Consider the following 24,999-nt stretch of genomic DNA (forward strand, 5'->3'; position numbering starts at 1 on the left):
GTTACTGACTCCCCCCGGAAGAGTTCTCGGACTGCGCGGGCGCGGCGGGCGCCTCGGTGTCGGTCGTGGCGGTGGCGGGCTCGGCGACGGCCGGCGGCTCCGCGGCGGCCACAGGCTCGGCGGGTGCACGCGCGACGACGACCATGGCCGGACGCACCAGCCGTTCATTGAGGTAGAAGCCGCGCACGACTTCGTAGGCGACGTGGCCGGCGGGGACGTCCGCCGTCTCCACCTGCTGGATGGCCTCGTGCACGCGCGGGTCGAACACCTGCCCCTTGGCGCTGAAGCCCTTCACCCCGTGGCGGCCCAGCGCGTCCTCGAAGGACTTGCGCGTCATGGCCACGCCCTTCTCGAAGCTGTCCAGGTCCGGCGACTTGGCCGCGGCGTCAATCGCGCGGTCCAGGTTGTCCATCACCGGGAGCAGGTCCTTGAGCAGCTTCTCCGAGCCGAAGCGCTGGACCTCCTCCTTCTCCTTCTGCGCGCGCTTGCGGTAGTTCTCCAGGTCCGCGGCGTGACGCACGGTGCGCTCCTGCGCCTCCTTCGCACGCTCGTGGGCCTCGCGCAGGCGCTCCATCGTCTCGCGCCCCTTGGCCTGGCTGAACTCGAGCTGGGCCTTGAGGGACTCCACCTCCTGGCGGAGCGCCGCCACGTCCTCGGACGGGGGCGCCTCGGCGTCAGACGGCGGAGAAGCGGTGTCGGCGGGGGACGCGGACGCTTCGGCCTTCACCGCGGTGGACGGGCCTGAAGCCTCCACCTCGATGACGGTCACCTCGTCCTCTTCGTCCATGTGACGCTCGACGCTGCGAACCGCCGCGTCAATGACGTCCTGCCCGATGTCTGTCTGGATTCTGCTCTTGTCGTTCGAGCCGGCCACGGCGCGCACTATCTCACGCGCCGCGGGACCTTCCAAATGGCGAGAAGGACAAAGGAAACCGGCCTGCCCCCAGGCAGGCGGGCTTCACACCCAGCGGAACTTCACGCTCCGGCGGTGGGCTTCTTGGGCCGTCCAATCGTCTTCTTGGAACCCGAAACCGCCTTCTTCGCCGTCTTCGTGGCGGCGCCCTTGGCGGCGGGCTTCTTGCGGCCAATGGACTTTCCCCCGGCCTTCTTCACGGCGGGGCGGGAGGCGCTGGCCTTGGGGGCCTTGGCCTCCGCCGCGGGCTCGACTGGCGCCTTGGCGGGGCGCGAGGGAGGGGTCCGCTCGCCGCCCTCCTCGTTCGTGAAGGCGCGCTCGACGGCGCCTTCGACCTGACGCACAGCGACTTCAATCTTCTCCGCCGCCACCTTGCTGGTGCTGGCAGCCCAGGTGCGCAGTTGCTCCAGGCCTTCCTTCACCTTGGCCTGGTTCTGAGGGTCCTTCACTTCCTTGAGGAGGCGCTCAGCCTCGCCGCGCAGGTCATCGGTGGTGCGCTTGAGCTCGTCACCGGTGCGCTTGAGGAAGTCCATCAGTTGCTTGTCCCACTTGCTGGCCATGTGCTGTCTCCTCCATGGGGCAGTCATCCCCCCGAAAACCATTCCACTCCACGGCTGCCCGGAGCGCAAAACCTTCCAGCGCTCGCTTGAAACACGAACGATGTCGGCGGCCATTGCCTTTCGTGCCACGCGCCTCGTGCATGCGGGCGTCCGTCGAGGCTAGAGTGGGCGCGTCGCGTGCCCCACTCCTCGAGGCCCGCGCTGGAGCCCGCCGACATGCCGTTTTTCCGAATGGCGGGGATGCTCGCCGTCCTCACCCTGCTGTGCGCCTGCTCCGATGGACGTGGAACCTCCGGAGCGCCCCGTCTGCCCGCGGTCGAGCTGTCGCCGACGACGGTGGGCCTTGCCTACGAAGCCATGTTCACCGCGTCCGGGGGCGAGCCGCCCCTGCGCTACACGGTGTCACCGCCGCCGGCAGGCTTCTCCTTCTATACGGGAGAGGGGCGGCTTCTGGGCCCGGGCAGCGAGGCCGGTGACTTCTCCATCACCGTGACGGTGCGGGACGCGGACGGCTTGGAGAACGTGCGCACGTACGCGCTGAAAATCTATCCACGCCCCGAGGTCACCAGCGACGGGCTCCCCGCCGCCACGGAGGGGGACAGCTACGAGCACGTCCTGGTCGCCACCGGCGGGCGCCCTCCCCTTCAGTGGGAGTTGGTGGGGGGCTCGCTGCCCACGGGCATCGCGCTGAGCCCCGAGGGATTGCTGACGGGGCAGGCCCAGGGACAGGGGACCTATCCCATCACCCTGCGGGTCCATGACGCCCACGGCGCCGAGGCCGAGGTCCAGTTGGGGCTGGAAGTGGTGGGTCCCGGGCAGACGCCGGACGGGGGCGGGCCGGATGGGAGCTTCCCGCTGTCGGTGGGGAACTGGAACATCGAGTGGTTCGGGGACCCGCTCTATGGGCCCAACGACGAGCCGTTGCAGTTGGCCAATGCCCAGGCCGTCATCGCCGACGCGGGCGTGGACTTCTGGGGGCTGGCGGAGATTGTCAGCACGGCGCAGTTCAACGAGCTGAAGGCGCGGCTGCCGGGCTACGACGGCTTCCTGGCGGATGACAGCTCGCGGGTGTCGTCGGGAACGAGCTACTACTCGGCCAACGAGCAGAAGGTGGGCGTGCTGTTCAAGTCGGACGTGGTGCAGGTGCTGCGGGCGGACGTGGTGCTGCTGAACCACGACTACGACTTCGGCGGGCGACCTCCGCTGCGCGTGGACCTGCGCATCCAGCGCGGTGGTGCCAGCGTGGACGTGACGGCGTTGGTCATCCACATGAAGGCGCTCGCCGGTGCCGACGACTACGCGCGGCGCCTGTCGGCCTCCGGGTGGATCAAGGACTACCTGGACCTTCGCCTGCCCACCCAGCGGGCCATGGTGGTGGGTGACTGGAATGACGACGTGGATGTGTCCATGGCGACCAATCCCAGCACCGGACTGAAATATGAATCGCCGTACCGCAACTTCGTGAGCGACTCGGCCAACTACCGGTTCACCACCCAGGCCCTGTCCGAGGCGGGCATTGGCAGCACGGCGAGCCGCAGCACGTTCATCGACCATCAGCTCGTCACCAACGAGATGTGGACCAGCTACGTCCCCAACTCGACCCAGGTGCTGCGGCCGAACATCACGGGCTACCGGAACAACACGTCCGACCACTACCCCATCATCAGCCGCTTCAACTTCGGGAATGCAGGCGGCGGGGGAACGGGGACGGGCGGGACGCAGTACAAGGTGTTCATCAACGAGTACCTGCCGCAGTCGCACAACAAGCCGGGCACCACGACGCCGGATTATGACCAGCAGTTCGTCGAGCTGGTGAACACGGGCACCACGGCGGTGGACCTGGGCGGCTGGAAGATTCACGACGCCAGCTCCTACGCGGGCGAAGACGACACGCGGCACGTATTCCCGGCGGGGACGATGATTCAGCCGGGCAAGTCGTACGTCGTGTACTCGGGTCCGACGGCGGTGCCCGCGGGCGTGACGAACGCCACGGCGGCCTCGGGAGGCGGGCTGTACTTCAACCGGGGCGTCAACACGGGCAGCAGCGGCGACACCGTGTTCCTGGTGCGGCCGGACAACAGTGTGCAGGACAGCGCGGGTTATCAGGACACAGAGGTGGGCATCTCCTACAACCGGAGCCCGGACGGGAGCTCCACGGGAACTTGGGTGCCGCATACGCAGCTGTCGCCCGGTGTTGAGGCTTCGCCTGGGCGGCGGGTGAACGGCACGGCGTTCTAACGAAAACTGCCCGGAGAACGCCGTGGCGCAGCGTTTCTACGCCCCTGTAAGTTCAGGTACCACGCGCCCGGGGCGTCGGCGCCCGGCGTCTTTGTTTCGCCTCGCCGACCTGCTCTGGAAGTCGTGTCGTCGTGCCCTGGCCCCGTGCGTCTCCGCCGAGCAGCCGCGCGATGAGCGCGGTTCGCGACTGAACGCCGAAACGCCGGTAGATGGCCTTCGTGTACTGATTCACGGTGAAGCGGCTGATTCCAAGCTGGGCCGCGATCTGCTTGTCTCCGAGCCCCCATAGGAGCAAGTCCAGTGTCTGCCGTTCGCGCGGCGCGAGCCTGGGATCCAAGGCCGCATCCTCCATGGGAGTCTGAGGGCTGAGCATTCCCCTGCATTCCACGTGGAATACGTGCATCAGCTCACGGTCTGCGTCATCGAAGACGCGCCCACTCAGTCCACGGTGGATGCCAATCCCCTGGACCACGCCCGGTGAATGGGACCACAGGCACGAGTACACCGCGACATCGAGGCCCATCGGGCGCAGGTAATGCTCGACATAGGGAGCGCCATACCAATCACGATCTTCGACGAGTTCTTCGCGCCTCGCGGTGACGACATGACCTGGCGTCGGGGGGCGCTCCATCAGCGAGCGGATGGCTGGGTTAGAGGCACTGCCCGACTCCTGAAGCCCCTTGAGCGCGGACAACGCGCAGCCATCCCAGCCTTCCATCGCGATGAGCGTGAACGCACGGTGCCTGTCAGGTCTGAAGTCATGTTCCAGGACGAACACCCCCGTCTCCGCTCCCAGGATTCTGCACAGGCCGGCGAGGAGATGCCGGGGACGTGCTGACGGCCCCGGTGGCAGCTCATGTGCTTCGTTGACGAGACGAAGCAGTGCGCGGACTTGAGCACTTCGAAGGTAGCTGCCGACCACCGAACCTCCTGCGTCACACTGCATGGGGGAACTCCCTAACTTTAGTGCGTTGCGCGCCAAGCATGCCGAGTCGAAAGATTCGCGCTGGAGTCCTTACTCCAGGAGAAATGCCCATGAAAAGACAACTCAAGCAGGGTGCCCTAGCGCTTATCGTCATCCTCCCCATCGCGGTGATGGCCCGCTCCTTCCCCGCGAGCGGTGGCAGGCCCGTGAGCTGGGAAGATGGAGAGTGTTTCCGAATGAGCGGCAGCGCCATGTACAACAATTGTACGACGCAAAGGCGCTACGAGTTTGCCCTGACGATTGATGGCGCAGGCAGCAAGACGGTGCTCGTCACCGCCTACGGAGCCACTTCCTCGAACAACGTGGGGTGCGCGGTGGCGGGAGTGAATCGGGAAGGCACGCTTGCCTGGGGAGGCACGCGCAAGTGGCTTCCGGGCTTTGGCTCGCGGCAGATCATCACCTTGACGGATGGCTACATGCCCAGCGGGGGGTACATGTACCTCAACTGTCAGGTGGATCCGGGCGGGATGCTCGTCGCGGTGGACCACACGCCGTAACGCGTCACACACCTCGATTCATGACGGAGCGGAGTGCCCGCGAAAGCGCGGGCACTCCGGTTGATGAGGCATGACCAGACATGCGGTGATGATTGGCGCCGCTCTCCTCGGAGGAGGGCTGGCCTACAGTGTCTTCTGGCTCGCGGATGACGGGCACCTGAATCGCCATGAGGCTGGCGGGCCGAGCGCCGCTGAATTGCGCGCGCTGAAGGCGCAGGTCCGTGAACTTGAGACGGCGGTCGCTCATTCCGCTCGGGTGGCGCGTGAGGCCCAGGCGGCCCAGGCCGTGAGAGTCCCAGTGAACAGCCCAGCCGCGCAGGAACAGATACCCGAGCCCCCAAGCCCGTCCAGCGTGGAGCCCTCCATGGAGGCGTCCGAGCCGGAAATGACCGCGGACGAGGTGGTCACCCGGCTGGATGCGCGCTTCTTCAGCGAGGGGGTTGACCCCGCCTGGAGCCGCGAGGCCTCACAGCGAGTGGAGCGGCTCCGCACCCATCTGCCCCAGGGGGCTCACGTCGTTTCCCTGGAGTGCCGCAGCTCCATGTGTCGGCTTGAGATGTCCCATCCAAGCCAGACGTCCTTCCAGCACTTCATTCGCGCGGGGTTAATTGATGACGCAGCCGGATGGGACGGCCCGTTCATGGCTGCAATCAAGGGGGGCCCGGAACAGGCAGGCGGAGTCGCGGCCGTCGCATTCCTCGCACGGGCAGGCGCGGAACTGGCCCCCTGAGCGGAGTGGGCACGGAAGACGCGCGAGAGACATCCTGGCTCACCAGGGGGGCGCTGCGCGTGACTATCGCGTCCATGAGCGCGTCTACCGTCGCCCCTTGAGATTGAAGCGCAACCGCCGGCGTGGACCGCAGGTAGCCCCACTTCCAGCGGCGGCACAGCGCCCGGCAGACTCACCAGTTGCCGCATGAACTTCGGGTTAGGAGCGCGGCCTGTCCACCGAAGCGGATGATGCTCACCAAATGCAAAAACCCATTTACGTCAAACAAATATCAACAACTCCAGCCCGAGCCAATGTCGCACACCTTGAATTCAAACACGCTCACAACGTCGCCCAATACAGCTTCCCCTCCAGAGCCGCTATCCTTGCCTAAGCTCGATGAGAGGCGCGCCTACCGCAGCAATCCCCAGGCCCATTAGTCGCCGAACCTAGCGCGGCCTCGCGCGACACTACTCAGCTTCTCCGAACGCACAGCAGGTTCCTGTGAAGCTTAAGTTCTTTGGGGCCATTATCGGTTAGCAGCTTACGCGGGCGCGCTATCTCCATCTCTACCCTTTGACTTTAGTTGCCCACGATGCCGCCGAACTTCAGGTACAACGATGCCGTGCTTCCGGCCTCTAGCGGTAGCGACATCCGTCACCAAGTATCCTGGGTTGTGATGCACCCAGCCCGCCCTCTCCCCCTCCCCGGCCAGGAATCGCCCGACCGGACACAATGAAAATGCGCCCCATGCGTTATAGGCGCGACCCATTTTGCGACCCCGTTCCGTATCCCATTTTGAAGGGATGACGGACGGCCGGGCATTGGGCTCGAGCCGGCTCGCGACGAGGGACGGAGTTACCGTGCTGCCTGGAAACGACCGGTCCGTCTTGGAGGCTTTCCGCCGAGGGGAGACGTCCGTCCTCACGCAGGTGTACCGAGCCTATTCGCCGGAGGTGCTCCGCTACCTCTCGCGAAAGTTCGCGGTGGGCACGGATGGGGGGACGCGGAGCGCCGCGTTGTCCGCGCTGGATTTGGACGCCGCCCATCAAGAGACGTTCGTCCGGGCCTTCCGGCCCAACATGCGGCAGGCCTATGACGGGGTTCGCCCCTACCTGGGCTTCCTCCTCACGGTGGCGCGCTCGACGGCCATCGACCTGATGCGCGCGTCGGGGCGCGTGTCCCGCGAGGCCGTCCCCATGGACGATGCGCCCGAGCTGCCCCACCTGCCCACCGAGGGCCGGACGCCGGAAGAAGAGGCCCTCAGCACCGAAGTGCGCGACCTGGTCCGCGCCTTCCTCGACACACTCACGGACGAAGGCCGCGCCCTGGCGCAGCTGCGTTTCGTGGAAGGACTTTCGCAGGAATCCGCCGCCCAGCAGCTCCAGCTCACCCGAGGCGAAGTCCGGGTGCGCGAGCGGCGGATGCGGACGCAGTTCACCGAGCATTTGAAGGACTCGGGCTGGCTGGACGCATCGGCCGAGCCCGGGCGGATGGAGCTGGGAGTCCTCCTGGCCTCGCTCGCCTTGTGCGCAATAGGGAGCATGCCCTCATGAGGTGGTACGAGAGACATATCGACGCCAGCCTGACCCGGTGGTCGCTGGGAGACCTGTCCTCCCACCAGTCCGCTCGCCTGCTGCGCCACGCCCACGCCTGCCAGCGCTGCGGTACCCGCTACGAGCGCTGGGCCCAGGCCCACCGCGCCCTGGAGGGCAATGACATCCACACCCCCTCCTCCGTGGAGCTCCAAGCATTGTCAGACGGAGGCCTGGAGGCCGCCCTCGCCGCGGCCGCGCCGGAACAGGCTCCGTCCCGGTGGCCCTCCCTGGCCCTGCTCGGCGGCGCGCTGGCCGCTGTCTTCCTCGCGGTGGTGCTCATCCCCACCGCCACGACGACGCCCGGCGAGTTCGTCGCCCGCGGCGAAGGCACCGCGCCGCCCGGCGTCGCCCTGCGAGTCTTCTGCGCCACCCCGGGCCAGGCCCTGCGCGAGCTGCACGCCGGAGATGCCTGCCGCGCCGGTGCCATGCTGGCCTTCGCCGCCGGTGGCCATGCGCCTTTCACCCACGTCGCGGTCCAGGTCCGCGGCGCCAAGAAAGCGGAGGTGACGGCCGGTCCCTTCCCCCTGTCCGGAGGCCTGGGCAAGGAAGCCCCCCTCGAGCTGACCGTGCCCATGCCAGAGACGGCGGGCACCGTCGAAGTCGTCGCTGTCTTCGCAGGCAGCCCGGCCGAGTCCCTGTCGACCCTGCGCGGTGAACAGACAGAGGGCACGGTGGTGCTCAAGCAGTCAGTGAGGGTAGAGGAAGCTCCATGAAAAAGCTGGGAGTGCTCCTCGGCGCCGCGGCACTGCTGCTAGCCCGTGGTGCCTCGGCCGAAGCCGTGGTTCGCCGCGCCCTGGTCATTGCCCATAACGGGAGCGACGACCCGTCGCTCCCGTCGTTGCGTTTCGCGGATGATGACGGCGTGCTGTGGGCGGAGACGCTTCAACGCCTGGGCGTGGAGACCACGCTTCTGGTGGACCCGGACGAGGCGACACGCGCCACGGCCCGGCCGGTGCTCGCGGGCGCCCGGCCCCCAACGCCAGACGAGGTGAAGCGAGAGGTCGCCCGCCTCCGCGCGGCCAACCTGGTGGACCACGAATTGGGACGCCAGACAGACGTGCTGCTCGTCTACGTGGGCCACGGGAATACAGACGAGGCCGGACGCGCGTACTTCACCCTCGCGGGTGGACGTCTGGATAAAGCAAGCCTTTACGCGGACGTGGTGGACCCGCTCGGCGCCAACTACGTCCACCTCATCGTGGACGCGTGCCGCGCGTCTGGCGTCGTGGGCAGCCGCGGCGGTCAGACAGACGCGGCGGTGCTCGCGGAGCTGCGCGGCATGCTGGCCCGTGAGCAGCTCGCCACCCGGCCCACCGTGGGCGCCGTGTTCGCGGAGAGCGACGACGGCGAGACGCACGAGTGGTCTCGCATCCGCGCGGGCGTCTTCAGCCACGTGGCCCGCTCCGGCCTCATGGGCGCGGCGGACATCAACGGCGACGGCAAGGTGGAGTACAGCGAGCTGGGCGCCTTCGTCACCGCGTCGCTCCAGGGCGTGAAGGGCCTCCCCGCGCGCCTGTCGCTCCACGCCTTCGCCCCCACCCGCGAGCCCCGGCGTCCGCTGGTGGGCCCCGCTCCGAAGGGTCCCAGCCTTCCGCTGCCCGCAGGGCTCGAGCACTCGCGCATCTCCGTCGAGGATTCAGACGGACGGCGGCTGGCCGACGTGCGCCGATCCAAGGACCAGTACGTGCTGCTGCGCCTGCCCGAACGCGACGTGTATTGGATTCGCACGCCCACGCAGGAAGCCCGCATCACCCTGGCCAAGCTGTCCACCAACGGCATCATCGACATGGGCGACCGGGAGCTCCAGGAGCGAGGCCCCGCCGAGGAGGCCCTGCGCAAGGGCTTGTTCGCGGTGCCGCTCGACAAGGATTTCTACGAGCGCTACGTGGCGGTCACCGGGCTCGCGCCCGTGGGCGTATCCCAGGCGTTTCCTCCGAGCGCGGGCGGCACCTTCCCGCGGTTCATGGCGCAGCGGCCCGACACAATGGGGGGTTGGGACCTGGGTTGGACGGGGCAGCAGGCACCGCTCGGATTGAGCACGCTGGCCACCGGCCCCACGGTGACGTGGCGGCGCGAGGCGCCCCTGCCGTCGCTCTACTACGGCGCGCGCGCCTCCTATGGCCTGACGCCCCTGGCCACCGACGACATCCGCACCCACCGGGGTGCGCTCCTGGGCCTCCTGGGCGCACAGGCACCGGCCCGCCTGCGCGTGCCGCTGTTCCTGGAGGCGGGAGCGGGCTGGGGCTTTCTGGGAATCACTCGCGGACAGGTGCGCATGGGCGACCCCACCGTGCTCTCCATGTACACCGCCGCGGGGGTGACGGGAGCGCTGGCGGGGGTGCGGCTGCGTCTGGCGGCCACGCTCACTTATGACCGCGTCACCCTGGACCAGCGCAATTACTGGGACCGCGCGTTCGGCTTCGAGCTGGCGCTGCGACGCTGAGAGAATTGCTCATGAAACGCATGTGGATGGTGATGCTCGTGCTCGTCACGGGGTGTGACGGCATCGAGTTGGAGCGGCTCGTCCGGCAGCACCCGCCGCTCACCCGGCTGGAACCCGAGCCCGCGGGCGCCAACTGCGTCCACGGTGGCCATTTCGTCCGCACGGGCCTGGACCTGAACGACAACGGCGTGCTCGACGACGGCGAAGTGACCGTCACCCAATACGCGTGTGTCACCTCCATCCCCGGCGTGCTGATGCGCGTGCAGGAAGAGCCCCCCGGTGAGAACTGCACCGAGGGCGGCAGGGTGTACCGCGCGGGCCAGGACTCGAATGGCAATGACGAGTTGGAGGACAGCGAGGTCACTCGCGAGGTCTACGGCTGCGCCAGCTCGGAGGCCGTGGTCACCCGCGTACGGCCACGGGAGCCGCTCCTCTTCCCCTGCGGGGAGAACGGCGCCGTGGTGGAGGCGGGACAGGACCAGGATGGCAACGGCGTGCTGGACGACTCCGAGGTCCGGGCGACGTCCAACCTCTGCGTGCTCCCCTCCGAGGTCTGGCTGCGTCAGGCAACGGCACCGGCGGGCACCGCGTGTCCCACGCCCAGCACCCAGGTGGACGTGGGCACCGACGCGGACGCGGACGGCCTGTTCGAAGACGAAGAGGTGATGTCATCCATGTTCGTGTGCCAGCCCCTCCACACGCTGGACGGCAATTACCGCGTGCGCAACGCGGTGGACCTCGTGGCGCTGGAGGGCATCTCCCGCGTGCGCGGCAGCCTCTACTTCGACGCCGAGTCCGCCACGGAGGTTCACCTTCCGGACTTGATGATGGTCGAAGGCGCGCTCGAAATCGTCGACACGCCGCTCGAGCGTCTGGAGATGCCCTCGCTGCGCCTCGTGGCCGGCCCGCTCACCGTCGCCAGAAACCCCACGTTGACCACGCTGACCCTGGGCAGCGGCAGCCGCGCTCCGCTCTGGGTCTGGGGAGATTTCAGCCTGGTGTCCAATCCGTTGCTTCCCACGCTCGTGGGCGTGAGCGCGGTCCTTCCTGGCAGCAACATCGTCCTGAGAGACAACGATGCCCTCGAAGGAGGTTACTTCACATACGTCTCCGCGCTCCTCGGCAGCATCACCCTGGAAGGCAACGCGAAGCTCTCCACCCTTCCCTTCCGGCACCTCGAATGGCTGGGCGGCTCCCTGAACATCATCGAGAACTCCGCCCTGAGCACCCTGAGCGGAACAGTGCTGCATACGGTCGTGGGAGACCTGGTCATCGAAAACAACGAGGTCCTCTCCGGGTTGTGGGGCATGCCAGCGCTGACGTCCATTGGCGGAGGCCTCCACGTGCGGGACAACACCAATCTGCGCTCGGTGGAAGGCATGAATGAACTCACCCAGGTGGGGACGCTCGAGTTCGATCGCAACCCCGCGCTGGAAGCCGCGGGGGCGTTCCCCAAGCTGGAGCGCGTCACCTCCGGCATGCGGTTCAATTCCAACGCCGTGTTGAAGGACCTGTGGGGGCTCCAGAAGGTGCAGAACAGCGGCTTCCTGTTCATCGGCAACAACCCACAGCTCTCCCGGCTGATGGGCTTCGACCGGCTGCTCTCGCTGAAGGTGCTGACCTTGGAGAACAACGCGAGCCTCACCGACCTGTCGGACCTCGTCCTCCTCCAATCGGTGGAGGAGCTGTTTGTGCTCTCCAATGAGAACCTGCTGCGCCTGGACCTGAATGCCCTGGAGAGCGTCACCAGCATCTTCACCGTCACGGAGAACCCCCGGCTCCCCACCTGCCTGGCCGTGTCGCTCGCCGCACGGGTCAACATGGGCGGCGCGCCGGAGATTCGCGGCAACGACAGCTCAACCCCCTGCGATTGAAGGCCTCCCAGCGGCGACTCCCGTCACGAGGAAGAGAGAAGCACCCATGCGATGGACCTGGATGGCGGTGGTACTGCTGGCGGCGGGCTGTGACGGCATCGACGTGCGGAAGCTCGTCACTCAGCACGAGGCACGCACGCGGGTGGACGCCGAGCCGGCCGGAGACCGCTGCCCGCTCGGCGGCAGGGTCTTTCTCGCGGGCCTGGACCTGGACGACAACGGGGTGCTCGACGACGCCGAAGTCACGAGCACCGAGTACGTCTGCACCACGCCCACGCCCGGAGTGCTGGTGCACATGCAAGACGTGCCGCCCGGTGAGCAGTGCCCTCACGGCGGCCACGTGTCGCGCGCTGGCCAGGACGTGAATGGCAACGATGTCCTGGAAGACGGCGAAGTCACCCGGGAAGTGTACGGCTGCACCGAGCCAGTCTCCCCGCCTGTGATTCACCGAAGCCAGCATCAGCCGCCGTCGGCGACGGTCCCGCCGTGGCTCTGTAGCTGGGGCCGCACCTGGGTGGAGGCCGGCCCTGACGCGAACGGCAATGGCCTCCTCGATGAAGACGAGGTCCGCGCCATGGAGAGTGTCTGCGTGGAGCCGACCCGGCTCATGGTCGTCTACGTGCCCGAGTTCGCCGGAGCGACCTGCCCCCAGGGTGGCACGGGCATCCGGCTGGGCGTGGATTCGAATGACGATGGCGCGCTCCTGGGGCCCGAGGTCCACAAGACCGCCTTCGTCTGCGAGGCCCTGCACACGCTCCACGGCGACTACACCGTGCGGACCCCCGCGGACCTCGCCGCGCTCCAGCGCATCTCCCGCATCCAGGGGTCGCTCCTGATCAACGACGCGTCCATCACCGAGCTGAGCCTGCCGGGGCTCGCGGTGGTGGACCGCACCCTGCGCCTCTGGAACAACCAACTCCTGACCTGGGTGGACCTGCCCGTCCTGCGCTTCGTGGGCGACGACCTCGATGTGACAGCCAACTCCGCGCTGGACAGGCTCCAAGCGGGCGGCGCCAACCATCAACGGCTGTTCGTGGGCCAGGGCGTCCTCGTGAGCAACAACGACCGGCTGCGCAGCCTGAGCGGGCTCGTGAGCGTGTCGCCTCGGGAGAGCCTGCTGGTGGTGGGCAATGATGTCCTGGCGTTCCACCCCAAAGAGGATTCCGTGCTCGTCAACGTCGACAACCTCATGGGCTCGCTCACCGTCGCCGACAACAACGCGTTGCAAGCGCTTCCCTTCTCGAACCTCTTCCATGTCGGCGGCAACGTCCGCATCTCGGGGAACCCGGCGCTGCGCTCCCTGGAAGGACTCTCCCCGCGGAGCATCGGCGGCGCGCTCGTCATCAGCGAAAACGAGGCCCTGCAGGCGCTCTCCAGCCTCGCGCCGGTCCGTCACCTGTCCGAGCTGCGCGTGATGGGAAACCCCGCCTTGACGACCCTGGAGGGCCTGAGCGGCCTGAGTACACTCGCTTCGCTTCGCGTGTCGGACAACACGAGCCTCGCCCGGCTCGACCTGAGCAACCTGCACCAGGTCAGCCAGGCCTTCGACGTCACGAACAATCTCGAACTCGCCTCATGCCTCGCGACGGCGCTCGCGTCCGCCGTGTACACGGGCGACGCCGGGCAACTCCTCATCAGCGGCAATGACGACACCGCCACCTGCGGCGAGTGACACTCCGAAAGGTGCCTGGCGATGCGATGGACGTGGATGTTGGCGCTGGTCCTGGCCGCCGGGTGTGACGGCATCGACCTGCGCCGGCTCGTCGAGCAGCACGAGGCGCGCACCCGGGTAACCGACGAGCCCTCCGGCCCGAACTGCGAGCACGGTGGGAAGGCCGTGCGCTCGGGGCTGGACTGGGATGATGACGGCGTGCTCGACGACGACGAGGTGACAGGTATCGAGTACATCTGCGCCACGCTCTCACCAGGCGTGCTGGTGCGCACGCGGCAGCTCCCTCCCGGTGAGCCCTGTGCGCTGGGCGGGCAGCTCACCCTGGCGGGGGCGGACCTGGATGGCAACGGCCTCCTTTCGGATGACGAGGTGACGCGCGAGGTCCACGGCTGCATGGAGCCGGCGCCTGTCCTCGCCCGCGTGCGCCCGCTGCTGCCCCAGCCCTTCGTCTGCCGGTACGACAACGCGCTCCTGGAGGCAGGCGCGGACCTCAATGGGAACGGCGTGCTCGATGACAGCGAGCTCCGGGCGGCTGCCCGCTTCTGCGCGGACCCCGCGGCGACGCTGCTGCGCCAGCGGCCAGAGCCCGCGGGCCCGAACTGCACCACTGGAGGCACCCGGGTGGAGGCAGGCGTGGACACCAACCTGGACAAGGTGCTCGACGACACCGAGGTTCTCGCGGCCGCCTTCGTGTGCCAGTTGTCGGGGACCCATGACGGGATGTACGTGGTGGAGAACGCGGCCGACCTGGAAGCGTTGAAGTCCCTCTCCATCATTCGCGGTGAGCTCTCCATCGAGCACACGGATGTCACGACGGTGGTGCTGCCCGGCCTCGTATCGGTGGAAGGTCCGCTGTTCATCCACGACAACCCGGCGCTGACGCGAGTGGAGCTGTCTGGGCTTCGCTACGTGGGGGGATCGTTGAGCATCCGCGGCAGCAACCCGCTCAACGAGGTGCGCGTCGGACCGCAGACACCGGAGGCGCTTCCAGCCGTTCGCGTCGAAAGCCTGACGCTCTACTCGCTCCCCGCCCTGTCGTCCCTGAGCGGCGTGGCCGCCGTGGCGCCCCACTTCGACCTCACCCTGTGGAACACCGGCGTGCAGTGGAGCCCCAACGCGTTCCCCCACGTCCAGGTGCTGGCGGGCACGCTCACCGTTCACGCGAACGCCGCGTTGGAGAAGCTGCCGGTGTCCCGTCTGACGGAGGTGGGAGGGAGCGTCACTATTTCGGGCAACCCGATGCTTCAATCCCTGGAGGGGCTGGGACCTCTGACGAGGGTCGGCGGCATGCTCGACATCTCCAGCAACAAGGCCCTCACGCACCTCACCGGACTGGAACACCTGACGGTGGTGAAGGACCGCATCATCGTGATGAACAACGCCCGGCTCCTGGACCTCCGCTTCGATGCCCTCTCCGAAACAGGCGCGCTCGCCGTGGCGGGCAACGCAGCGCTGGAGCAGGTGGGCCCGATGCCGTCGCTGCTCCGGGTGCATGGGGACGTCACCCTGGCGGAGAACCCACGGCTGCTGCGCGCGGCGGACCTGCCAAAGCTCCAGAGCATGGGTGGCGCGTTGTTCGTCAACCTCAACCCGCTGCTGACGGACCTGTCTGGCTTTGAGCAAGTGACGTGGATGCGCGGCCTGTACGTCAAGGGCAATGACGCGCTGGAGCACCTGAGCACCCTGGGCTCGCTCCACACCCTGGGCACCCTGGAGGTGCGGGGGAATCCGGCGATGACGGCGCTGAACCTGGAGGCACTCGCGCACGTGCGCGACGCGTTCATCGTCACGGACAACGCCCGGCTCCCCTCGTGCTGGGCCACGATGCTCGCGGACGGCGTCTACACCGGGCCGCCGGAGGAGCGCTTCATCGGGAACAACGACAGCGTCACGCCTTGCCACCTCCAGGCTGGCCGGTAGCGCGCGGCCCGGAACGGTGCTTGCCCGTGCGGGAAGCGCGGTCCTACAGTGCCGGCCTCCACCAAGGCCGCCATGACGATCCCGAGTCCACCGGCGTCGAGGGAATCCGCTTCACCGGCGCTCGCCCCGACTCCGCCCGCCCCCACCCTTGCGCCTTCTCCTTCACCCGCGAGCCGGTGGGCGCCCTGGGGCGCCGCGCTGGGTGGACTGGCGTGGTTCCTCTGGCTCGGCGGTGGCCGGGCGATTCCGCCCACGCGCATCGACTGGATGATACGCGAGGACTGGGCGGCCTCCGGTTTCGGCTGGCTGTTCTACCGCAACGCCCCGTGGGGCCTGCCGCTCACGAGCTCGCCCAATCAGCTCTTCCCGCATGGCACCTCCGTGGCGCTCACGGACGGCAATCCCCTGCTGGCGGTGCTGTTCAAGCCCTTCAACGCGCTGCTGCCCGCTGACTTCCAGTACCACGGCCTCTGGCTGGCGCTGGGTTTCGCGCTCATGGGCTGGTTCGGCGCGAAGCTGGTGTCCGTCGTTTCGTCCCGCCCCACGCACCAGTTGCTGGGCGGTCTGCTGCTGGCCCTGGCTCCGCCCATGGCGGCGCGACTGGGGCACCTGACGCTGTGCTCGCACTGGCTGCTGGTGGCCATGATGTGGCTGCACCTGCGCGACACACCGGACGCCCACGCGGCGAAGCGGAGCCTCCTGTGGGCCGCCGCGTTGAACGCCGTGGGCGCGGGCACGCATCCGTACCTGGTGGCCATGCTCGCGCCGCTGGCCATGGCGCTGACCGTGCGCCTGGCCCTGGGCCGCGTCATCAGTTGGGGACGCGCGCTGCTGGCCTCGGTGGGCATCGTCGTGCTGGACGTGCTCATCTTCGCCCTCTTCGGCTACTTCGTCGGCAGCAACCTGGGCGCGGAAGGCTTCGGCCAGTTCTCCGCCGACCTGACCACGCTGTTCAATCCCACGGACTGGTCGCGACTGCTGCCCTCGCTGCCCGTGGCGCGGCGGCAGGGCGAAGGCTTCGGCTATGTGGGCGCGGGGGCGCTGCTGCTCGTGGTGCTCTCCGTCGTGGGTGCGGCGCTTCGCTTTCGCACCCTGCGCGACCTGCCCTGGCGGCGGGGACTGCCCTTCGCGGTGGCGGTGCTGCTGCTGGCCGTCTACGCGCTGTCGTCCCGGGTGACGTGGACGGGCCAGGTGGTGGTGGACCTGGGCGGGCTGTACGAGCCCTTCTCGCGGCTGACGTCCGCGTTCCGCGCGTCCGGGCGCTTCATCTGGCCGCTGTGCTACGCGGTGATGGGCGGCGCCCTCCTCCTGTGGCTGCGGCAGTGGCGAGAGCGCGCCTGGGTGGGGACGGCGGTGCTCGCGCTGGTGGTCGCCGTGCAGGCCTACGATGTGCGCCAGGACAAGAGCGAGCTGCGCCGTCGCCCGGAAGGTTTCCGTCGGCTCCAGGCCCCGGAGTGGGCGGAGCTGAAGGGCCACTACCAGCACCTGGCCCTCTTCCCGCCGCAGGTGCAGTGGGTGTGCCCCTACAACGAGCCGCTGGTCAACGCGACGGGGTACATGGCCTACCGGCTGGGCCTCACCTTCAACAGCGGCTACGTCACTCGGACCCCACCGTCGATCGCCGAGGAGTGCAACGCCACCATGCGCCCTGGCGGCGTGGACGGGGACACGGTGTACGTCGTGGTGCGTCAGCAGGTGGGCGCCTTCCTCCGGGCGGGCGCGCGCTGCGGGATGCTGGAGGGGCTGCCGGTGTGCGTGGCCGGGCAGCGGAACGACGCCTTCGCTCAGGCGTTGACGCGGCAACCCTTGCGATAGCGCGGGGCCCCGCCGAATCCGATGGACTCCCTGGCGGGGACAGGCAGCATCCCGGCGTATGGGAAGTGACGACATCGTCGCGGCGTTGCGCCAGGTTCCGCTGTTCGCCCGGCTCACCGGAGAACAGCTCCGCTGGATGGCGGACCATGGCCGTCAACTCCACTTCCCCGCTGGCACACGTATCGCCGAGCAAGGCGCCGCCGCGGATGGCCTGTCCGTCATCATGGAGGGCCACACGCAGTGGAGCCGCCGCACCGGCACGGAGAGCGTGCCCACGTTCACGCTGGAGGCCGGCGACCTCTTCGGCGAGCTCATCCTCTTCCTGAACGCGCCCTACCCCCACAGCGGTGACGCGGTGACGGACGTGCGCCTGTTCCGGATGGAGCCGGCCACCTTCTGGGAGCTGCTGCGGCTGGCGCCCGGACTCAGCCGGGGACTGATGGAGCTGGCCTCGCAGCGCTCCCAGCAGCAGGCGCAAGACGTCCGTCCTCAGTCGGAAGTGCTGCCCGTGGGCCGCATGGCGGCCGAACTGGGCGCCGAGCTGGGCAGCCCCGCCGCGGCGGCCCGGCGGAGCGCGGCGCGGCTGGGCGAGCTGATGGCCACGGTGTCCGCGCGCGCCATGGCCCTGGGCGACCACGGCCTGTCCCTGCCCCAGCGCAGCGTCCTGCTGGCGCTGCCTCGGGAAGCGGCGGAGCGCGGGCGGACCTCTCCGCCGCTGGAGCCCCTGGCCCGCGCCGAGCGCGAGGAAGCGCTGGGCTCCTGGTTGGAGGCGCGCGGCGTGGCGGATGCGTGGGATGCGGCGCCCGCGCTGGTGGCCTCCGGACTGGACGTCGCGTGGCTGGAGTCGGTGGCGACGCGCGTGGGCGGGGCGCTGCTGGGCGACGTGCTCGCGTGGCTGGTGGTGGCGGTGAGCTGTGACGTGCTCATGGCGGAGGTGACGCGAGGAACGGCGCGCGTGTCCGCACTGGTCGAAGGCGTGAAGGCCTATGCCTTCATGGACCCGGTGCCGCGTGAGGACGTGGACATCCACGAAGGACTGGAGAACGCGCTGGCGGTGCTGGGCCACCGGCTGCGCGGAGAGCACCTCACGGTGGAGCGTGAGTACGACCCGCGCCTGCCCCGGGTGAAGGCGGAAGGCGTCGCGCTCGACGAACTGTGGACGCAGTTGGTGCTCAATGCGCTGGAGGCGCTGGGCGAGCGCGGAGGCCGCGTGCGACTGCGCACCTGGAAGGATGCCGCGCACGTGGTCGTCGAGGTCTCCGACGACGGGCCGGGCATTCCCAAGGACTTGCTGCCGCGCATCTTCGAGCCCTTCTTCAGCACGAAGCCCCATGCGGCGGGCATGGGCCTGGACGTCTGCCGGCGCATCGTCGAGCGCCATGGCGGCGACCTGTGCGTGCGCGCCGAGCAGAGCGGCACCCGCATCCAGGTGCGCTTGCCGGCGTAACCACCGCGGTCAACGCGCCCGCGCCCGGGGCTTCATCGCCCCCTGACGAAGCTGTCCGCGAAGCCCTCGGAGAGGGAGCCCACCGCGCTCAGTCCTTGGGGCCGAGCGCCGCCACCGCCGCGGCCATCACCTGCTTCACGGGGACGCCCGCGGCCTCCGCCACCTGGCGGCAGTCCTCGAACTCCGGGTGGGCATTGAGCACCACACCCTGGCGCAGCCCGCGCTTCACGCGGACCTTGCCCCACGGCGTCTCTACCTCCACCCAGTCGCGCTCCAGCGCCTGACGCTCCACGCGGTGGTAGCGCACGCCCAGCGTGGTGGACTCGCGCAGCACCACGTCCACGATGGCTTCGCGCGTGCCGCCCTCCACCAGCGCGCTCAGCAGGTGCCCCGGCCGGCTCTTCTTCATCACCACCGGCGTCACCCACGCGTCCATCGCGCCCACCGCGAGCAACCGCTCCAGCAGGTGCCCCAGCAACTGCGGCGTGGCGTCGTCCAGGTTGGCCTCCACCACCCAGAGCCCTTCGTTGCGGGCCTGCTCCAGCCGGCCCAGCGACGCGCGCAGCACGTTGGGCCGGTCCTTGAAGTCCTTCGTTCCGACGCCGTAGCCCACCTTCTCCACGATGAAGTCCGGCGGATGGCCGATGTGCGCCAGCACCTTGAGCAGCGCCGCGCCCGTGGGCGTCGTCAGCTCCCCCACGCCCTCGAAGCGCACGGGCACGTCCCGCAGCAACTCCAGCGTCGCGGGCACGGGAATGGGCATGGCGCCATGGGCCACGCGGATGGTGCCGCTGCCCAGCGGCGGCGGCGCCGCATGGACCTCCGGGTTGCCCAGCAGCTCCAGCACCACCGCCGCGCCACAGATGTCGACGATGGAGTCCACCGCGCCCACTTCATGGAAGTGGATGTCGTCGATGGACACGCCGTGGACCTTCGCCTCCGCCTCGCCGATGGCGCGGAACACCGCCAGCGCCCGCTCCTTCGCGCGCGGGGGCAGCGTGTCCGCCTCCTCGATGAGGCGCCGGATGTCCGCGTAGGCGCGGTGCGGATGGGCCTCGCGCGCATCCAGCACGACGTCCAGGTGCGTGCCGCTGATGGCGTGGCGCACCGCGCGGCTCACCGCCAGCTTCCAGCCCGGGACGCGCAGGCCCGACAGCGCGCGCTCCAGCTCCGCCGGGGAAATGCCCAGGTCCAGGCCCGCCGCCAGGAACATGTCCCCGGCGATGCCACCCACCGGCTCCAGGTAGAGGATGCGTCGCATGGTGCTCACCTGCGTCCCTTCGTCCGGGAGATGAGGGCGGCGTAGAAGCCACCGCCAAAACCGTTGTCGATGTTCACCGTGGCCACGTTGGAGGCGCACGAGTTCACCATGGCCAGCAGCGCGGACACACCCTTGAAGTTGGCGCCGTAGCCCACCGACGTGGGCACCGCGACCACGGGAATCCCCACCAGTCCGCCCAGCGCGCTGGCCAACGCGCCCTCCATGCCCGCCACCACCACGGCGGCATGGCACTCCTGGATTTCCTCGCGGCGCCGCAACAGCCGGTGGATGCCGGCCACGCCCACGTCGTAGACGCGCCGCACCTCCGCGCCCATGGCCTCGGCCGTCGTGGCCGCCTCTTCCGCCACGGGGATGTCGCTGGTGCCCGCCGTCACCACGGCCACGCGGCCCGCGCGCACCTTGCCCTGCTTGAGATGGAAGATGCGCGCCACCGGGTGGTACTCGCCCTTGGGGAAGCGCGCCACCAGCGCCTCCGCCTTGTCCGGCTGGAGCCGCGTCACCAGCACCGTCTGCTTGCGCTCCACCAACGCCCCGACGATGCCCAGCAGTTGCTCCACCGTCTTGGGCTCACCCAGCACCACCTCCGGGAAGCCGAAGCGCAGGTTGCGGTGCGTGTCGAGCGTCGCGTACCCCAGCTCCGCGAAGGGCAGGTCCTTCAACTTGCCCACCGCGTCGTCCACGGAGACGCGGCCGGACTTCACACTGCCCAGGAGCTGTTTCAGCGCCTTCTCATCCATGGGCGCCCGTCTAGCTCGAAACGGGCTACACGCCCAGCCGCGCCAGCAGGTCGCGGATGCTGTCCCGCGCCAGCACCAGCAGCAGCTGTCCCCCCACCGGAGGCGCCGCGGTCGCGAGGAAGCGGGCCTCCAGCACCACCACGCTGCTGGCGTCGCCCTCCACCTGCCCCACCGCGTCGGACACCACGTCCCGCGCGCGGCCTCGCCGCACCGTGGGCACCGTGGGCACCAGCTTCCAGCCCGTCAGCCGGCCCATGGCGGACAGGCAGGCGCTGGCGACGATGTTCGCCGTCTCCGCCATCACGCTGTCCCGTTCGGCCTGATGAGTCACGGGCTGTCCCTCCAGGAGCAGCGCCTCCAGCGCGGCTCCGTCCTGCTGGGGCAGCACCAGCAACAGGGCACCCCGCAGCCCGCCCTGGATGCCGAGCCACCCCGACACCACCGGCGCGGCTCCGCCCAGAAGCTCGGCGGCGTCGGAGGGACCTGTCAGCAGTACGCGGGGAATGGAGAGGTCCACCTTGCGTCCCCCCATCAACCGGGAGAGCGCATTGGCCGCGTGGCCACAACCAATGTTGGCCACCTCGCGCAGTGCGTCGAGTTGCGCGTCGCTGTGCAGGGGCTGGCTCACGCGGACAGTAACCTCGGCACGTCCAGGATGAACACCGGACGCCCACTTCCCAGAATGGTGACGCCGGACAGGCCGGGCAGCAAGTCCAGGGGCCGCGACAGCGGCTTGAGCACCACTTCCTCCTGTCCCAACAAGCGGTCCACCGCCAGGGCCACCCGGCCGGAATCCCCGTCCATCACCACGAAAGGCCGGGCTCCCAGTCTCCGGGGGGCAGGTACGCCCACCAGCGCATCCAACGAATGGACCGGCAGCAGCGAATTACCATGGGGCAGCAGGGCCGTCTCGCGGCTGCGGCTGAGTGACTCGCCGTCCGCCTCCGTCGCACCCACCACCTTGGCGATGGGCAGGCCGAAGACCTCCTCGCCCACCTCCACCAGCAGCAGGTGCACCACCGCGACCGTCAGTGGAAGTCGCAGGGTGAAGCGGGTGCCCCGGCCTCGCTCGCTGTCGATTTCGAGCGTGCCTCCGACGTTCTCCACCACGCGCTTCACCGCGTCCATGCCCACACCGCGGCCGGAGATGTCGGTGATGTCCTTGGCGGTGGAGACGCCCGGAAGGCACGACAGCATGAAGGCCTCGCGGTCCGTCAGGCGCGCCGCGGCCTCCGCCGAGAGCAGGCCTCGCGACACCGCGGCGTTCTTCAGCTTCGCGGGGTCCATGCCGCGGCCGTCGTCCTCCAGCTCGATGATGACGCGGTCCCTGGCGCGCTTCACCGCCACCAGCACCCGGCCCCGTGGGCCCTTCTTCGCGACGGCGCGATCCTCGGGCGCCTCCAGGCCGTGGTCGATGCAGTTGCGCAGCAGGTGGAGCAGCGGGTCCGACAGCTCCTCGAGGATGGCCCGGTCGAGCTCGATTTCCGCGCCGGTGATGACCAGGTCGACCTCGCGCTCCTTGCGACGGGCGATGTCTCGCGCTGCCCGAGGCAGCCGGTCGGTGATGAGGGACAGCGGCGTCATGCGCGCCGTCATCACCTTGTCGTGCAGGTCCTTCACCAACGTGTGCAGCCGGTAGACGCCCTCTTCCAGCGCGGGGCGTGTGTTCTCCGGCAGCACCTTGCCCACCTCACGCAGGCGGGCCGTGGCAAGCATCAGCTCACCCACGGTGTCGAGGAAGTAGTCGAGGAGCTCCGTGCGCACGCGCACCGTGCGCGACGCCGTGTCCGAGGGCGCTCGGGCGCCGTCGGGGACAGGCACCAGGGTGGGCTGCACCACGGGCGCGGCCACCGCGGGCTTCACCGAGATGACCTCCACCTCGGCCACGTTCTTCAGCGCCGCGTGGATGCCCGCTTCGCCCGCCGGGGTCTCCAGCTCCAGTTGAATGTTGCCGTCTGGGATGCGGCCGGCTTTCAGCTCCTCCAGCGCGGGCCGGAGTTCCACCAGCGTGCCCAGGTTGGTGAGGCGCTTGTGGACGAGGAAGGCGCGCACGCCGGGCACCTGACAGGTGGGCGCGATGCGAAGCCGCACCGCCCAGCGCTGGGCCAGCGTTTCCGGGAGCGGCGCGCTGGCCGCGGCCTTCAGGGAGTTGGCCAGGTCGGGCGTTGGGGTCGCGGTTCCGGCGTCGGCGCCGGGCGCGTCCGAGGCCCGGCGCGTGGACAGCGGCACCACCACGCCTCCGGTGGCTCCGTCCGGGGATGATGGGGCGCTGGTGCCGTGCGCTCCATTCGGCGCGCTGGAGGTGGCGGAGGGACCGGGCCCGCCGTTCATCAGATTGGGACTGGCCAAGCCGGGCCCCGCACCGTCAACACCGGTGCCGCTGGCCACGCCTGGGCTGGCACTGCCACCCGCGGCGCCCGCGCCTCCGTCGACGCTGCTCCGGGTGCCGCTGCCAGCAGTTCCGCCACCGTGCGTTGAGGCAGGGCTGGCACCGGCGCCTGTAGGGCCCGAGCCGCCAGCTCCGCCCGCAGCGCTCGACCCACTTCCTGCTGCGCCGCTCGTGCCGCCACCGGTGCCTGAGCCGCCAGCTCCGCCTGAGCCGCCCGCTCCGCCACCCGTGCCCGAGCCATCCGAGCCAGACCCCGAGCCTCCGCCGGGGCCATCCGAGCCCGTGCCATCCGAGCCGCCGCCCTCCGGCTTCAGCGCCGTCACCTTCGCGACGCGCGTGGCGGCCGGGGCCTGGCCCGTCATGGTGGTGACGCGCTGGCTGAGCTGCGTCAGGAGCGCCGCGGAATCATCCGGCTGCTTGCCCTCCGCCACCGCGCGCACCTGCGCGAGCATGGTGTCGGCGGCGGTGAGCAGCAGGTCCACCAGGTCGCGGTCCAGGCGGCCGCGGTCCTGACGGACGGCGTCCACGAGGTCCTCTACGCGGTGCGCCACGATGGCGATGGGCTCGAAGCCCATGGACGACGCCATGCCCTTGACCGAGTGGGCATGGCGGAACATCGAATCCACCGCGCTGGACGAGCCCTCGCGCTCGAGCTCCACGAGGTCACGCCCGAGCGCCTCCAGGTGGTCGGTCGCCTCGGAGATGAAGAGCCCGAGGTAGCGGGACATGTCCATCGTCATGGACCCGGCCTCGTGTCAGGAAGGGTGGACAGCCCGCGCCAGGGCGCAGCCGCTCACGTCTCGCCCAGGACCTTCTTCACCACGGCCAGCACGTCCTCGGCCCGGAACGGCTTGACGATGAAGTCCGAGGCGCCCGCCTCGATGGCCTCCATCACCAGGCTCTCCTGCCCGAGCGCGGAGCACATGATGACCACCGCGCTGCTGTCCGCCTTGATGATCTCTCGCGTGGCCTCGATGCCGCTCTTGAAGGGCATGACGATGTCCATCGTCGTGAGGTCGGGCTTGAGCTCCTTGTACTTCTCCACGGCCTCCAGGCCGTTGGCCGCCTCACCGACGACCTCGAACCCCCCAGACGCAAAGATGTCCTTGATCATGTTGCGCATGAAGATGGCATCGTCGACGACCAGGACCCGCTTAGCCATGTGAAGAACTCCGCCTCCGAATCACCTAGAGGAGCGCGGACACTAGCATCCGCGCTTTCCAGGGGGCTACTCACTTGGAATGGGTGAACAAGGCAACCACCGCGGCGTCCAACCCTTCTGGGTCCAGGACAGTCACTCCCAGGCCACCCAGCCTGGCGACGCCCCGGATGGCAGGCGTCATCTTTCCTGGCGCCGTGCTCACCCGCTCCACCGCTTCGATGCCATCTACGTCTGTTACCAACAGTCCCAGGTCTCTGCGCCCGCGGTCCAGTAGAACCACCCGTCCGGGCGGGGTAGGACCCTCGGGAAGACTCAGAAGCTGCCGCAGCTCTACCACTGTCACGACCCTGCCGCGCAGATTCATTACGCCTGTAATGGCCAGTGGCGCACGCGGCACACGGGTGAAGCGCTCGGGAGGCACGACGACCTCCCGCACCGCCGAGAGCGGCAACCCGTAACGCTCCTTCTCCACCCGGAAGATGACGTGCCGCACAGGAGTAACGTTCTATCCACTCTGGAATGACCGGCCCGATTCGCTACCGCTTCGACCGGGACGAACCCGCCGCGCCCCGCTTCGCCGTGGACGTCTGCTTCGCGCCGGCCCGCCTGGTGGGACCTTCGCGCGCCGGGGCCGGCTTCGCCACGGATTTCTTCCCGCCCGCCGCCGCCTTGCCCGGTGCGGGCTTCTTTCCGGCCGCTGACGTCCGTGCCACGGCCCGCCCCGCCGCTACACCCGTGTGCCGCGTGCGCCACTGGCC

General features: G+C 69.1%; 21 protein-coding genes. 12 read left to right on the forward strand and 9 right to left on the reverse strand.

Features of this window, described 5'->3' with window-relative positions; all coding sequences use genetic code 11:
- Window position 1: 1 nt before the first annotated feature.
- Both grpE and FL344_RS14000 read right to left on the reverse strand, forming a co-directional pair.
- The gene (grpE, locus tag FL344_RS13995; protein WP_141618875.1) at window positions 2-883 is read right to left on the reverse strand and encodes a nucleotide exchange factor GrpE; all 882 of its coding nucleotides are present in this window, start codon (window positions 881-883) and stop codon (window positions 2-4) included.
- Window positions 884-975: 92 nt separating this feature from the next.
- Complete coding sequence (locus FL344_RS14000) at window positions 976-1,473, reverse strand: transcriptional regulator (RefSeq protein ID WP_228565033.1); 498 nt, start codon at window positions 1,471-1,473, stop codon at window positions 976-978.
- A gap of 216 nt (window positions 1,474-1,689) precedes the next feature.
- Here FL344_RS14000 and FL344_RS14005 point away from each other — a divergent pair, with 216 nt between their 5' ends.
- The gene (locus FL344_RS14005; RefSeq protein ID WP_228565034.1) at window positions 1,690-3,711 is read left to right on the forward strand and encodes a lamin tail domain-containing protein; all 2,022 of its coding nucleotides are present in this window, start codon (window positions 1,690-1,692) and stop codon (window positions 3,709-3,711) included.
- A gap of 52 nt (window positions 3,712-3,763) precedes the next feature.
- Here FL344_RS14005 and FL344_RS14010 read toward each other — a convergent pair whose 3' ends face one another.
- A complete protein-coding gene (locus FL344_RS14010) occupies window positions 3,764-4,489 on the reverse strand; it encodes a helix-turn-helix transcriptional regulator (protein ID WP_228565035.1) in 726 nt (241 codons plus the stop codon).
- A 257-nt stretch (window positions 4,490-4,746) separates the two neighbouring features.
- Between FL344_RS14010 and FL344_RS14015 the strand changes: the two genes are divergently transcribed.
- The 10 genes from FL344_RS14015 to FL344_RS14060 all read left to right on the forward strand — a co-directional run bounded on the left by FL344_RS14015 (window position 4,747) and on the right by FL344_RS14060 (window position 18,671).
- Window positions 4,747-5,193, forward strand: a complete 447-nt coding sequence (locus tag FL344_RS14015; RefSeq protein WP_141618879.1) for a hypothetical protein — start codon at window positions 4,747-4,749, stop codon at window positions 5,191-5,193.
- Window positions 5,194-5,263: 70 nt separating this feature from the next.
- The gene (locus FL344_RS14020) at window positions 5,264-5,923 is read left to right on the forward strand and encodes a hypothetical protein (RefSeq protein WP_141618880.1); all 660 of its coding nucleotides are present in this window, start codon (window positions 5,264-5,266) and stop codon (window positions 5,921-5,923) included.
- Between the two features lie 842 nt (window positions 5,924-6,765).
- Window positions 6,766-7,458 (forward strand): RNA polymerase sigma factor, encoded by a 693-nt coding sequence (locus FL344_RS14025; protein WP_026113866.1) that lies wholly within the window; start codon window positions 6,766-6,768, stop codon window positions 7,456-7,458.
- Complete coding sequence (locus FL344_RS14030) at window positions 7,455-8,213, forward strand: hypothetical protein (RefSeq protein ID WP_194863101.1); 759 nt, start codon at window positions 7,455-7,457, stop codon at window positions 8,211-8,213. Before FL344_RS14025 ends, FL344_RS14030 begins: the two co-directional genes overlap by 4 nt.
- The gene (locus FL344_RS14035; protein ID WP_141618882.1) at window positions 8,210-9,943 is read left to right on the forward strand and encodes a caspase family protein; all 1,734 of its coding nucleotides are present in this window, start codon (window positions 8,210-8,212) and stop codon (window positions 9,941-9,943) included. The genes FL344_RS14030 and FL344_RS14035 overlap by 4 nt, the downstream gene beginning before the upstream one ends.
- A gap of 11 nt (window positions 9,944-9,954) precedes the next feature.
- Window positions 9,955-11,817 (forward strand): hypothetical protein, encoded by a 1,863-nt coding sequence (locus FL344_RS14040; protein WP_228565036.1) that lies wholly within the window; start codon window positions 9,955-9,957, stop codon window positions 11,815-11,817.
- Window positions 11,818-11,863: 46 nt separating this feature from the next.
- On the forward strand, window positions 11,864-13,489 hold the full coding sequence (locus FL344_RS14045; protein ID WP_141618884.1) for a hypothetical protein: 1,626 nt from the start codon (window positions 11,864-11,866) through the stop codon (window positions 13,487-13,489).
- A 21-nt stretch (window positions 13,490-13,510) separates the two neighbouring features.
- A complete protein-coding gene (locus FL344_RS14050; RefSeq protein ID WP_141618885.1) occupies window positions 13,511-15,409 on the forward strand; it encodes a hypothetical protein in 1,899 nt (632 codons plus the stop codon).
- Window positions 15,410-15,481: 72 nt separating this feature from the next.
- The gene (locus FL344_RS14055) at window positions 15,482-17,224 is read left to right on the forward strand and encodes a DUF6311 domain-containing protein (protein WP_228565037.1); all 1,743 of its coding nucleotides are present in this window, start codon (window positions 15,482-15,484) and stop codon (window positions 17,222-17,224) included.
- A 58-nt stretch (window positions 17,225-17,282) separates the two neighbouring features.
- On the forward strand, window positions 17,283-18,671 hold the full coding sequence (locus FL344_RS14060) for an ATP-binding protein (protein WP_141618887.1): 1,389 nt from the start codon (window positions 17,283-17,285) through the stop codon (window positions 18,669-18,671).
- A gap of 88 nt (window positions 18,672-18,759) precedes the next feature.
- Here FL344_RS14060 and larC read toward each other — a convergent pair whose 3' ends face one another.
- The 6 genes from larC to FL344_RS14090 all read right to left on the reverse strand — a co-directional run bounded on the left by larC (window position 18,760) and on the right by FL344_RS14090 (window position 24,734).
- On the reverse strand, window positions 18,760-19,932 hold the full coding sequence (gene larC / locus FL344_RS14065) for a nickel pincer cofactor biosynthesis protein LarC (protein WP_194863102.1): 1,173 nt from the start codon (window positions 19,930-19,932) through the stop codon (window positions 18,760-18,762).
- A 5-nt stretch (window positions 19,933-19,937) separates the two neighbouring features.
- Window positions 19,938-20,690 carry a nickel pincer cofactor biosynthesis protein LarB gene (larB, locus tag FL344_RS14070; protein WP_090488050.1) on the reverse strand — a complete coding sequence of 251 codons (753 nt, stop codon included), beginning with the start codon at window positions 20,688-20,690 and terminating at the stop codon, window positions 19,938-19,940.
- Window positions 20,691-20,715: 25 nt separating this feature from the next.
- Window positions 20,716-21,318, reverse strand: coding sequence for a chemotaxis protein CheC (locus tag FL344_RS14075; protein WP_141618889.1), 603 nt, complete (start codon window positions 21,316-21,318; stop codon window positions 20,716-20,718).
- Window positions 21,315-23,819: a chemotaxis protein CheA gene (locus FL344_RS14080; protein WP_141618890.1), complete on the reverse strand. Its 2,505-nt coding sequence runs from the start codon at window positions 23,817-23,819 to the stop codon at window positions 21,315-21,317. Before FL344_RS14080 ends, FL344_RS14075 begins: the two co-directional genes overlap by 4 nt.
- A 53-nt stretch (window positions 23,820-23,872) precedes the next feature.
- Window positions 23,873-24,241 (reverse strand): response regulator, encoded by a 369-nt coding sequence (locus FL344_RS14085; RefSeq protein WP_011556618.1) that lies wholly within the window; start codon window positions 24,239-24,241, stop codon window positions 23,873-23,875.
- Between the two features lie 70 nt (window positions 24,242-24,311).
- Complete coding sequence (locus tag FL344_RS14090; protein WP_011556619.1) at window positions 24,312-24,734, reverse strand: chemotaxis protein CheW; 423 nt, start codon at window positions 24,732-24,734, stop codon at window positions 24,312-24,314.
- Window positions 24,735-24,760: 26 nt separating this feature from the next.
- On the opposite strand from FL344_RS14090, the gene FL344_RS38520 reads away from it, so the two are divergent.
- Window positions 24,761-24,999: hypothetical protein (locus tag FL344_RS38520; protein WP_194863103.1), on the forward strand; the 239-nt coding region annotated here is incomplete at its 3' end.

It is taken from the genome of Myxococcus sp. AB036A, assembly GCF_006547355.1.
Classification (GTDB): Bacteria; Myxococcota; Myxococcia; order Myxococcales; family Myxococcaceae; genus Myxococcus; species Myxococcus virescens.